The following is an 11,714-nucleotide window of genomic DNA, read 5'->3' on the forward strand; positions in this document are numbered from 1 at the left end:
GGATTGAAAAAGATCTCCCTTTTTGTTATTGCAAATTGCTTGTTGTCAATGGTCTATTGTCAGTTGCCCGGCTATTGGCAGCAACAAGTGAATTATACCATTGATGTTACGTTGAATGATGAAGAACATTCGCTTGACGGTTATATAAAAATGGATTATTTCAATAATTCTCCCGATACGCTAAAATTCATTTGGATACATGTATGGCCAAATGCTTATAAAAATGATCGAACTGCATTCAGTGATCAACTCTTAGAAAATGGCAGAACGGATTTTTATTTCAGTGATAATGATAAGCATGGCTACATTAACCGTTTGGACTTTAAGGTAAATAATATCAACTCAATAATACTTGATCATCCGCAACATCAGGATATTGTAAAACTCATTCTACCATTGCCGTTAGTGCCGGGCAGCAATTGCAAAATTGAATCTCCCTTTCGTGTAAAGTTGCCGCATAATTTTTCAAGGGGCGGCCATGTAGGTCAGTCGTACCAAATAACACAATGGTATCCTAAACCTGCAGTATATGATAAGAAAGGCTGGCACGCTATACCTTATTTAGATCAGGGAGAATTTTATAGTGAATTTGGAAATTACGAAGTGAATATTACTATACCGAAAAATTATATTGTAGCAGCAACCGGAACATTACAAAATGAAACAGAGATCAATTGGCTGAAAGAAAGATCAAATCTGAATACCGTCTTTACATTACCTTCTACCAAATCACCAATCGTTCTAAAAAAAGCGAAAGAAGATCTGATTGCATTTCCTGCATCTTCAAAAGAATTAAAGACCATTAGTTTCAAACAAGATAATGTACACGACTTTGCATGGTTTGCCGATAAAAGATTTGTTGTACAACAAGATACATTGCAATTACAATCAGGAAAGATAATCAATGTAGCATCTTACGCTCTTCCATCGATTACTAACTACTGGAAAAACAGTTTGCAGTTCATTAAAAAATCTATTCTAACAAGAAGCAAATGGTTGGGAGAATATCCTTACAATACTGCAACTGCTGTAGAAGCAATGATGGGTTTTGAAGGTGGCATGGAATATCCAACCATTACATCTATATCTCCACCGGAATCTGAAAATGAACTGGAAGGAACGATTGAACACGAGGTAGGCCATAACTGGAACTATGGTATTTTAGGCACCAATGAAAGAGAACATGCCTGGATGGATGAAGGCATCAATAGTTTTTATGATGACAGGTACGATGCAACAGAAATGATATCTACGCCTGTAAAAAGCAAACAAAAATTCTGGTCGAAAAGAATGCCTGATAATAGAAGAGCATTTTCATTAAGAAATATCATTGCCAATAAAACAGATCAACCGATTGAAACACCTGCTGATAGTTTCAGTGAGATAAACTATTATAGGATGAGTTATCAGAAAACTGCCGAGTGGCTGGGATTATTAGAGAAAGTAATGGGTAAAGAATTATTTGATAGTTGCATGCAGGCTTATTATGAACGCTGGAAATTCAAACACCCTTATCCCGAAGATTTCAAGAAAATATTTGAAGAGGCAGTAGAAGGAAAGGGAACCGGCGGATCTATATCTTCCTCAGCGTTAGTAAAAATGTGTTTTCAAGTGTTAAATTATAAAGGACCGATCTTACCATTTACTCCCGCCAAAAGACCTTTGAAACTTGCCTCCTTCTTCAGCTTTAAAGACACTCATAAATACAGGTACATTTTTGTAGCTCCGGGTATTGGTAATAATTTTTATGATGGATTGATGTTAGGTGGCGTGGTACACAATTACACTTTACCTGCGGAGAAATTTCAATTCTTTGTATCGCCACTGTACGGTACTCAAAGCAAACAAATGAATGGCTTAGGAAGGATCAGTTACCACTGGCTTCCAGGCAATAAAGGCAAAAAAATTGAGCTCTCCTTATCTGCATCAAAATTTTCGGAAAATGATTTTACAGATTCAAATAATCACACGGAGTATTTATACTTTAGCAAACTTGTGCCTTCAATCAAAATAAATTTTGCAAAGAAAAATCCGAGAAGTCATGTATCTAAATTCATACAATGGAAAACATTTTTCATTGCACAAAAAGGCATTTTGTTTACCAGAGATACTGTTGCCAATGCCGATATCATCACCTACCCCATTACAAACAAGTACATTAACCAATTAAGATTTGTTATTGAAAATGATCGTGTACTCTACCCCTACAACGGCGAATTAAAAGTTGAACAAGGAAAAAGTTTTGTAAGAGCTGCATTTACCGGAAATTATTTCTTTAATTATGTAAAAGGTGGTGGTATGAATGTGCGTTTGTTTGCAGGCAAATTCTTCTACCTTGGTGATAATACTTTTTTAAAACAGTTTGAAACAGATCCTTATCATTTAAATATGACCGGACCACGAGGATACGAAGATTACACCTACAGCAATTATTTTTACGGTAGAAATGAATTTGAAAAAATTTCATCTCAACAAATAATGCAAAGAGATGGTTTCTTCAAAGTACGTACAGATCTACTCAGCAGTAAGATCGGCAAAACAGACAAATGGTTAGCTGCACTCAATTTAACAACCGATGTTCCAAAAAATATTAATCCGCTGCAAATGCTGCCAATTAAAATTCCATTAAAGGCATTCTTTGATATTGGCACCTATGCGGATGCATGGCAGAAGAATGCAACTACAGGCAGGTTTATTTACGATGCAGGATTACAAATTTCTTTGTTTAAGGATATTGTAAACATTTATGTACCGATACTTTACAGTAAAGTGTACAGCGATTATTTCAAATCTACCATCACAGAAAAAAGATTCTGGAAAAACATTTCTTTCAGTATAGATATTCAGAACATTAAGTTGAAGAAAACCTTTCCTCAAATACCGGCTGAGTAAATGAATATCCAACACATTCCATATAAAGAAATTGATAAGGATAAATGGGATAAATGCATAGACAATGCAGACAATGGATCGATCTATGCGTATTCATTTTATTTGGATGCCATGTCCAAGAATTGGGATGCACTCGTGTTGAACGACTATGAAATCGTAATGCCACTTACATGGAACAAGAAATACGGGTTTTATTATTTGTACCAACCTTTTTTTTGTGCAAGTCTGGGTGTTTTTGGAAATAATATTTCTAAAGAAACATTAGAGGCTTTTCTGAATGCCATTCCTAAAAAATTCAAACTTTGGGATATTTACCTGAATCATAAAAACAATCACACCCTAGACAATTTCAATTTGTATCAACGCAGAAATTTTATTTTACCATTGAATGATGCTTATGAAAATATCTATAATAATTTCAGAGAGAATATAAAACGTAATATAAAAAAAGCTACGGGGCTGAATTGTAGCGTACGAAGAGAAATCGGCATTGACGATATCATTGCGTTGGCAAAAGATCAATCAAAAACCTTTTCGCCAATTGCAGCAGATGATTTTGAAAGATTTAAAAAACTATACGCAATACTAAAAGACCGGCAAAAGACTGCAAACTATGCTGTTTACTTACCTTCCGGCGAATTGGCAGCATCGGCGGTATTCCTTTTTTCTCACAATAGAGCATACTATATTTTAGTGGGCAATCATCCCAACGGCAAAACAGTTGGCGCATCGCATGTATTGATAGATGCTTTTATTAAAGATCATTCCAATAATAATATTGTACTTGATTTTGAAGGAAGTGATGTACAAAACCTTGCATTCTTTTACAGCGGGTTTGGCGCCAAGGAAGAATTGTATACCGGTATTAAATTAAACAGGTTACCGTTTTGGGTGAGATGGTTTAAGAAATAACTTTAGAAAATTCTATCGTTTTCATTGGCATCCAGTAACTGTTCTGCCATTGAATTATCAAAAACATTTTCTTTATTGTAGATAACCTGTCTTAGCAGATCGTTGATGGTTATTACGCCTGCAAAGCCTTCATCGTTATATGCAAGTATGTATCTTGTTTTGTATGTATTCAACAAATTCATACAATGTTCAACCGTATCGTCAAAATCCACTACGGGAACATCTGTGGTCATTGCTTCTTTAACTGTTGTTGAATTACTTGCACGACCTTTTAAAATAACATTTCTGGCATATTCTCGTTCGCCAAAAATACCTTTGAACTGATCTTCTTCCATTACGATCAGGTAACTCAAATTAACGGATTGTAACATCGTTAAGGCTTCTATCACCAACGCACTGGAATCGATATAATTGAAAGTTTTTTGCTTGGCGCTGAATATGTCTTTTACGGTCTGCATACAGATAAGTTTATGACGTAAAGGTAAGCAAGTTCAAGGAAGATGCCATCTGATATTTATCATAAATTATCAGGATATATGTCATACACTCAGTAAGTGTTCTGCAACAATAAGATCTACCGGCTGCGTTATCTTGATATTTTCAACTTCCCCTTCTATCAAGTGTACCTTCAATCCGAAAGCCTCTACCACAGTAGCTTCGTCGGTAAACTTTTCTTTATAGTCAATTTCAAAAGCAGGTAAAAGTATCTTGCTGTGAAAGGCTTGTGGCGTTTGAACCAGCTTTACTCTTTCCCTGTCCAAAGCCTCATTATCTTCGGAAGAAATAATGCGTAAACTGTCTTTAGAATTGATGACCGGAATGGCCGAACCAAATTCAAGGGCAGCATTATAACAATTTTGAATGAGCTCTTTACTAAGTAAACATCTTACCCCATCATGAACAAAAATAATGCTCTCTTCATCTATCAGTTTTAATCCGTTTTGAACAGAGTGAAAACGTGTTCTGCCACCTGCTGTAATGGTTATCTTGCTGTAATCAAAAAATGCATCGATGATCTCCTGCCCTGCAGAAATATGTTCTTCCGGAAGCACCAGTATGATTTTTATATCGTCGTAGGCTTTTAAAAATGCACTGATCGTATAATACAAAACAGGTTTACCTTTCAATAAAATAAATTGTTTGGGAAGATTCGTATTCATTCGAACGCCACTACCACCTGCGACTATAACCGCTACTTTTTTCATACCGCAAAGGTATAAATATCAATGTTAATTTTTTAGTTGAATAACATAAACTTTATCGTCCGAGGTAACGATTAGCGAGAGTAACAATTTCACTTACGTTGATCTTTTCCATGCATTTGAAATGTCCTCTCGGGCACCTGTCGTACCCTATCTTACTACATGGCCGGCACCACAGTTTATGAACTTCTACAACAGAATATTGTTGATTAGATCTCGACCCATAATAAGGATACATACCAAAAGCCGGCACTGTATTGCCCCAAACAGAAATGATCGGCTTTTGAAAAGCCGCTGCAATATGCATCAAACCGGTATCGTGTGAGATGATGAGTTTTGCATTACGAACCAGATCGGCTGATTCATTGAGATTGAATTTTCCGCAGGCATTGTAAATTTTCATGTCATCTACTTCAGCAATAGCATCTCCCATTGCTCGGTCATCCCTATCGCCTAATAAAATAATGGGATGATTGATACTCTTGCATATTTCCTGGAGTTTATGTAATGGCAGTTTCTTTGTAGCCAAAGCTGCTCCTATTACAATACCGATATAGCCTGCATGATGAGCCGTAGGAATATCATGTTTTGCAACAATATCTTTTTCAGGAATAAAATAATCTAATCCAAACCCATCATTTGTAACGCCTAAAGATTGTACCGTTTCTATATTTCTATCTACGATATGTTTTTTAGGAAGTGTATTTATTTTAAAGTTGGTGTAGATGAATTTTTCAACATTGAGTTTATTAAATGAGAATGCTTTTACTTTCTTTAAAGCCTTTTTTACTCTTAGTGTACGCAGGTTATGATGCAAGTCGATGATGTAATCGTATGACTCTGCTTTTAAAGCGGTTGTCATTCCATCAAAATCATCCTGTAAGGTATAAACCTTATTGATATTCGGATTATTGTCAAGAATATCCTTAAAAGCCGTCTTTGTCAAAAAATGTATTTCAGCATCAGGAAACTGCTTACGCAAACAGCGTATAACCGGTGTAGTGAGTACAATATCCCCTATAGATGAAAAACGAATGATCAGAAACTTTGCCATACAATTAATAAAATGCCTTTTTGCTTAGATAATTTCTTACATAATCATCCACACCTTTCTCCAAGGAATAAAACGGTGCCGTGTAACCTGCACTCACTAGTTTATCCATTTTCGCTTGAGTGAAGTATTGATATTTATCTCTGATATCTTCAGGCATATCAATATATTCAATGTTTGTTGAAAGATCCATACCGGCAAATGTTGCCGCTACAAGATCCTTGAATGCCCTTGCAGTACCAGTACCTAAATTATACAAAGCCGACGCAGGTTGATTTTGCATCAACCAATAGCAAACCGACACAACATCTTTTACATAAACAAAATCACGGAGTTGTTCGCCATCTTTAAACCCTTCTTTATGTGAACGAAATAATTTCACTTTACCATTTGTTTTTATCTGGTTGAATGAGTGAAATATTACACTGGCCATTCTCGCTTTATGATATTCATTCGGACCATACACATTAAAGAATTTAAGTCCTGCCCAAAATGGGGGTTGCTCTTTTTCTTTCAAGGCCCATTTATCAAATTCATTTTTAGAAACGCCGTAGGGATTCAGCGGTTGTAATTGATCAACTATTTCATGATCATCTGCATAACCAAGTTCTCCATCTCCGTAAGTAGCAGCAGAAGAAGCATATACCAAAGGAATTTGTTGTTTGCAACAAATAGCCCATATTTTTTGAGAATATTCAACATTCAAATGCTGATGAATGCTGTAATCGAATTCGGTGGTATCTGTTCTGGCGCCAAGGTGAAAGATAAAATCTGCTTTGATGCCTTCGCTTTCATACCAATCGAAAAACAATTCTCTTTCGATGGTTGACAAATATTTTTTATCTGCCAGATTCAACAATTTTTCCTCATCAGTAAACTCATCTACCAATATCAGGTTTTCATATCCTTCCGCATTCAGGTAACCTACCATGCAACTACCAATGAATCCTGCGGCTCCGGTCACTATAATTAAAGACTTCTTATCCATTTTATATATTCTTGAAATCAGTTTTGTAAAATTTTTGCAACATCATCATCTGTTAACACATATGTACCAATATGTTGCACAACAATTGATGCAGCTTTGTTTGCATAAGGAATTGCCGCTTCAACACTTCCTAATTGCAGGTAGAAGTATGACAATGCTGCAAGGAAAGTATCGCCTGCCCCAACCACATCAAAAACCGTTACTTTTTCTGTAGGATATACCTTGCCGTTATACATTGCTCCTTTATCTCCCAATGTTGCAATGGTATTAGCAGGAGGGTTTTCTATTTGCTTGTATTCAGGCTCATTGATCTTGATATAGCAATTTGCTTTATTTGGTAATACTTTCTTTTTTGTATCGATAAAAACAGGACATTGAGCATTGTCAACTATCTCAAATAATTTTTCTTTTGAGATATAACCTTTGTCATAATCAGATATTACGATAGCATCAAAGTTTTTATCGAAGGAAGATTCAATCAAAGGGGAAAGCGTTTCATGCCTATCAACCCGTAATATCTGGTGATTGTATTTATCATCTACAAATCGGGTTTTTACAATCTTCTCTTTATTAGTAATGAAGGTAATATCAGCCTTAAATGCTTTCAGGTTCGCATATACATTGGCCGCCATGCCGGGCTTGGTTTCTGTTCTGGTATAATCTAACACAGGCACCGGTGCTTCGGGGTTAAGACGAGAGCAAATGCCGTATACATATTCATCAATACAGCTATCTCCTATTAATAATATCTTGAATTGTTTTGAAGCAGTTGTATTTTCTGATCCACTCATAAAATTTAATCGTTCTTTTTGTTACTGATAGCAATATAATACAAAGGTATGCCTGCTAATGTAATTATCAATCCCCAAACTGCATAGTCTGGTTTATAGATCAATAACAACAAACAAAAAGCTATTGCCAGTAAAATATAAATAATAGGCAACACAGGGTAGCCAAATGCTTTATAAGGCCTTTCTGCATCCGGACGTTTTTTTCTTAATATAAAAATTCCTGCAATGGTTAAAGCATAAAAGAATACAACAACAAAACTCACCATATCCAATAAGTTTCCGTATTTACCACTGAGGCACAAAGCACAAGCCATGATACACTGTATCCATAGTGCCCATTCAGGCACGGCATTTTTATTTAATGTGCCTGCTTGTTTAAAAAACAATTTATCATTTGCCATTGTATGGTATACTCTTGCTCCGGCCAATATCAACCCATTGTTACAACCAAAGGTTGAGATCATGATCATCACTGCAATTGTTTTGGTACCAATATCCCCAAAAATTGCCTCCGCTGCATTTAGTGCAACACGATTGTCTTTTGCAAAAGCCAGTTCGTTCAATGGTACAGTTGCCAAATAAACAACATTGATCAAAATATAAATTGCGGTAACTATCAGCGTACCGAAAAACAAACTCAAACCAATATTTCTTTTAGGATTTTTTACTTCGCCGGCAATAAAAGTTACATTATTCCATGCATCGCTACTGAAAATGCTTCCTACCATTGCACTTGCAATTGCTCCCAACGCTGCACCTGTCAGCAATGTTTCGATATTAATTGCTCCATTAGCTGCTTTGGTAAGATGTTTCATCGTCCATGCATCTTGCCAGTTAGCATTCCATATATCAGATTTGAAAGCAAAAAAACCAAAGATTATCAATCCAAAAAGCGAAAGTAATTTAGTAGAAGTAAAAATTGTTTGGATGATCTTTCCGGCCTGAATACCCTTTGTGTTAATAAAAGTGAGGAGCACAATTAAAGCAATACCTACCAATTGAGCATAGTGTACTTTAAGCCCGAGAAAAGGAAAAGTATTTATATCTTCCCATGCTAAGGCAGGGAAAAAATATCCGGCAAATTTTGCAAACCCAACAGCTACGGCTGCGATGGTGCCTGTTTGTATGACAGCAAAAAAGCTCCAGCCATACAGAAATCCAACCAAGGGATTAAAGGCTTCTTTTAAATAAACATACTGACCACCTGCCTTTGGAAACATGGCACTCAACTCACCATAGCTCAATGCTGCGGTCAATGTCATAAACCCAGTGATGACCCATACAGCTAACATCCACCCGGCACTGCCAACATCTTTTAACATATCGGCACTTACAATAAAAATACCGGAACCTATCATAGATCCGGCAACGATCATAGTAGCATCAAATAAACCTAAGGAAGGTTTAAAAGACTTGGTTTGTTCAGTCATAAGCGTTCATTTACTATTACCCTCAAGGAAATTTCCTGAAAATAAGAGCAATGAAGATATATAATTGTGTGGGATTTAAGGCTTTCCTTTCGGCTTAATTTTTTCATTCAGGCCCCTGACGATATCATCAGTAATATTCAGAGCAGAATCTTTGTAGAAAATGTAATTATATCCTGTACCGATAGCTAATATGTAAGTGAATTTTTTGTCCTTATTATACTCAGTTAAAAAATCTTTTAATTTAACCTGCATATCTTCAATTACTTTCGATTCTTTCATTGCAAGTTGCTGGCCTTTGCTTTGACGTTCATTTTCCAAGGCTTGTTGTTTTTGGAAAAAATTGTCCTGAAAATCCTGTGCCTCTTGTTGTGGAACTGCATTACCTCTTTTCAAAAAATTATTTCTTTCTGCGGCCAGGGCCATATATTTTTGATCCAACTCATTCGACATAACTTTTTGCTCTGCCTCTAATTCATTTTTCTTTTCCTTAATGAAATTCACATGCGCATTGATTGAATCCAAATCAACATAAGCAATCACTTGCTTTCCTACACTAAAACTATCTTTTAAATGAGTATTGCTTGTAAGAGATGAACTTTTGCCACCGCTTTTACCGGAGGAAAAGTGTAGATAATATAAAACTGCTACTGCAACCAATAAAACTGCTGTAAGAATTGTAGAGATTTTCTGCATGCCTCAATTTATTTATTTGCAAGTTAACTACAATAGCAGAGCCGTAAAATTTATTGACTTTTTTTTGGGAAAGCCTTAACAGGAAAACTGATCAAAGTATTGTTTCTTTCGCACATATTCCCTTTATCTACACCTAATTAAACATTTACAACACCTCAAGTATTTTTACAGCCATCATTCCAGATACTAATAGTTCCCTGCCTGAAATACATTGTAATACAAGCAAATAAATAAAAAATGACCTTCTTCACGCTATAATAATCTTGGTAAACAACCTTGGCACCCAATTTGCCTAGTATAGATATGAATCAAACTTTAATAAAATGAAAAAGAGTATTATAATTCTATCTGCTTTTATACTTAGCTGCTCTATGATATTTGCTCAAGGCAATGGAAAGGGAAAAGCTAAAGGCAAAAGCAAGGCTCCAAAAGAAGCTAAAGCAAAGCACGAAAAAAACGAGAAGAACGACAAAGACGAAAAAGACAAACATAATTCAGTGATCTGGGGAGGTACGTCAAATGAAGGGAATGGCAATTGTAAGTCATCAAAAAATCAGCCCCGAAAAGTTAGAGATAACTTTAAAGCAGATTATCCGAATGCTGTAAATGTAGAATGGTGTAAATATCGGGGTGATTGGACTGCCACTTTCTCAAACCGACTTTTTGGAAGATCTACGGCCGTATATCATGCCAACGGAAAAAGAAAAGATACCCGTAGTGTAACTCCATGGATCAAAGTACCACGACCCGTTGCTACAAAGATAGAAAGCAGCAACCCTACAATAAAAATAGGCGATGTGGTCAAAATAGAATTACCTAAGTCACGTGATATATTCAGAATTCCTGTTCCAAAAACTAACGGCACTGAATACCTGTATTATGAAGCAGACGGCACTGAAGTAAAATATGATTATTAAATAATTGAGCAAAAACCATCAAGCCCGGCAATATAAATATTGACCGGGCTTTTTTGTTTAATCAATTTAATAATCCTGACTTAGCGGATGTATCATCAATTCATCGATCACTACATGAGGCGGTTGCGAAGCAATATAAGCAATGGCGTTCGCCATATCTTCATTTTTCAACCAATCTTCATGGCTGTTATCACCCTGTGGTTCGGCATGAAAATAGGAATCGACAAGGCCACTGTAAACAACGCTAACTTTAATATTAAATGGCCGCAGTTCTTTACGTAAAGCCATACTGAAAGCATCCTGAGCATATTTACTTGCACAGTATAAACTCCCGTTTGCAAAAGTCCTTTTTGCTACATCACTTGCAATATTAATAATGTGTCCTTTTCCGTTCTGCTTCATTGCAGGTATTACGGCTTTACTAACCAGAAATGTACCTTTGGCATTAGTTGCAAAAATATCATCCCATTCTGCAACTGTAATTTCTTCTACAGATTTAAATATGCCGTATCCTGCATTGTTGATCACAATATCAATATTTCCAAATGCAGCAAGAGCAGATGCAACAACATCATTCACAAATTTTTCAGAAGCCACATTACCGGCAAAAATTTCACATTTACTTCCATTGGCAATTACTTCTTTTTGCACAGCCATTAATTCTTCATTATTTCTGGCCAATAAAACCAACTGAACATTGTGTGCGGAACATTTCAGGGCGGTAGCTTTGCCAATACCTCTTGAGGCCCCTGTTATAAAAATTGTTTTGTTCTTTAAATTCTCCATTGGTCTTTTTTAAATTGATATGTATTGATTTGAAATGATGTATTTCATCAAA

Annotated in this window: 11 protein-coding genes; 3 read left to right on the plus strand and 8 right to left on the minus strand. The window is 35.9% G+C overall.

Translation table 11 applies throughout. From position 1 onward, the window contains the following. Positions 1-3: 3 nt before the first annotated feature. On the plus strand, positions 4-2,892 hold the full coding sequence (locus tag ACQ33O_RS11970; protein ID WP_430995822.1) for a M1 family metallopeptidase: 2,889 nt from the start codon (positions 4-6) through the stop codon (positions 2,890-2,892). Further along, positions 2,893-3,804 (plus strand): GNAT family N-acetyltransferase, encoded by a 912-nt coding sequence (locus tag ACQ33O_RS11975; protein WP_430995823.1) that lies wholly within the window; start codon positions 2,893-2,895, stop codon positions 3,802-3,804. Between the two features lie 2 nt (positions 3,805-3,806). Here ACQ33O_RS11975 and ACQ33O_RS11980 read toward each other — a convergent pair whose 3' ends face one another. The 7 genes from ACQ33O_RS11980 to ACQ33O_RS12010 form a co-directional block, all read right to left on the minus strand. Further along, positions 3,807-4,262 (minus strand): CBS domain-containing protein, encoded by a 456-nt coding sequence (locus ACQ33O_RS11980; protein ID WP_430995824.1) that lies wholly within the window; start codon positions 4,260-4,262, stop codon positions 3,807-3,809. Between the two features lie 81 nt (positions 4,263-4,343). Further along, a complete protein-coding gene (locus ACQ33O_RS11985) occupies positions 4,344-5,009 on the minus strand; it encodes a 2-C-methyl-D-erythritol 4-phosphate cytidylyltransferase (protein WP_430995825.1) in 666 nt (221 codons plus the stop codon). Between the two features lie 52 nt (positions 5,010-5,061). After that, a complete protein-coding gene (locus tag ACQ33O_RS11990; protein ID WP_430995826.1) occupies positions 5,062-6,060 on the minus strand; it encodes a glycosyltransferase family 9 protein in 999 nt (332 codons plus the stop codon). 4 nt (positions 6,061-6,064) lie between these two features. Further along, positions 6,065-7,045 carry an ADP-glyceromanno-heptose 6-epimerase gene (gene rfaD, locus ACQ33O_RS11995; protein ID WP_430995827.1) on the minus strand — a complete coding sequence of 327 codons (981 nt, stop codon included), beginning with the start codon at positions 7,043-7,045 and terminating at the stop codon, positions 6,065-6,067. A 17-nt stretch (positions 7,046-7,062) separates the two neighbouring features. Continuing rightward, positions 7,063-7,836 carry a bifunctional heptose 7-phosphate kinase/heptose 1-phosphate adenyltransferase gene (locus tag ACQ33O_RS12000; RefSeq protein WP_430995828.1) on the minus strand — a complete coding sequence of 258 codons (774 nt, stop codon included), beginning with the start codon at positions 7,834-7,836 and terminating at the stop codon, positions 7,063-7,065. 5 nt (positions 7,837-7,841) lie between these two features. Beyond that, the gene (locus ACQ33O_RS12005) at positions 7,842-9,266 is read right to left on the minus strand and encodes an APC family permease (RefSeq protein ID WP_430995829.1); all 1,425 of its coding nucleotides are present in this window, start codon (positions 9,264-9,266) and stop codon (positions 7,842-7,844) included. A 75-nt stretch (positions 9,267-9,341) separates the two neighbouring features. Beyond that, positions 9,342-9,959: an OmpH family outer membrane protein gene (locus ACQ33O_RS12010; protein WP_430995830.1), complete on the minus strand. Its 618-nt coding sequence runs from the start codon at positions 9,957-9,959 to the stop codon at positions 9,342-9,344. 323 nt (positions 9,960-10,282) lie between these two features. Between ACQ33O_RS12010 and ACQ33O_RS12015 the strand changes: the two genes are divergently transcribed. Continuing rightward, positions 10,283-10,876 (plus strand): hypothetical protein, encoded by a 594-nt coding sequence (locus tag ACQ33O_RS12015; protein WP_430995831.1) that lies wholly within the window; start codon positions 10,283-10,285, stop codon positions 10,874-10,876. A 66-nt stretch (positions 10,877-10,942) separates the two neighbouring features. On the opposite strand, the gene ACQ33O_RS12020 is transcribed toward ACQ33O_RS12015, so the two are convergent. Further along, on the minus strand, positions 10,943-11,662 hold the full coding sequence (locus ACQ33O_RS12020) for an SDR family oxidoreductase (protein ID WP_430995832.1): 720 nt from the start codon (positions 11,660-11,662) through the stop codon (positions 10,943-10,945). Positions 11,663-11,714 lie beyond the last annotated feature (52 nt).

Source organism: Ferruginibacter sp. SUN002 (assembly GCF_050611725.1).
In the GTDB taxonomy this organism is placed as follows: Bacteria; Bacteroidota; Bacteroidia; order Chitinophagales; family Chitinophagaceae; genus Ferruginibacter.

Excerpts from the sequence above, each read along its gene's own strand:
- rfaD (WP_430995827.1), bottom strand. The coding sequence starts at position 7,045 with ATGGATAAGAAGTCTTTAATTATAGTGACCGGAGCCGCAGGATTCATT.
- ACQ33O_RS12015 (WP_430995831.1), top strand. The coding sequence starts at position 10,283 with ATGAAAAAGAGTATTATAATTCTATCTGCTTTTATACTTAGCTGCTCT.
- ACQ33O_RS12010 (WP_430995830.1), bottom strand. The coding sequence starts at position 9,959 with ATGCAGAAAATCTCTACAATTCTTACAGCAGTTTTATTGGTTGCAGTA.
- ACQ33O_RS12000 (WP_430995828.1), bottom strand. The coding sequence starts at position 7,836 with ATGAGTGGATCAGAAAATACAACTGCTTCAAAACAATTCAAGATATTA.
- ACQ33O_RS11980 (WP_430995824.1), bottom strand. The coding sequence starts at position 4,262 with ATGCAGACCGTAAAAGACATATTCAGCGCCAAGCAAAAAACTTTCAAT.
- ACQ33O_RS11985 (WP_430995825.1), bottom strand. The coding sequence starts at position 5,009 with ATGAAAAAAGTAGCGGTTATAGTCGCAGGTGGTAGTGGCGTTCGAATG.
- ACQ33O_RS12020 (WP_430995832.1), bottom strand. The coding sequence starts at position 11,662 with ATGGAGAATTTAAAGAACAAAACAATTTTTATAACAGGGGCCTCAAGA.
- ACQ33O_RS11990 (WP_430995826.1), bottom strand. The coding sequence starts at position 6,060 with ATGGCAAAGTTTCTGATCATTCGTTTTTCATCTATAGGGGATATTGTA.
- ACQ33O_RS11975 (WP_430995823.1), top strand. The coding sequence starts at position 2,893 with ATGAATATCCAACACATTCCATATAAAGAAATTGATAAGGATAAATGG.
- ACQ33O_RS12005 (WP_430995829.1), bottom strand. The coding sequence starts at position 9,266 with ATGACTGAACAAACCAAGTCTTTTAAACCTTCCTTAGGTTTATTTGAT.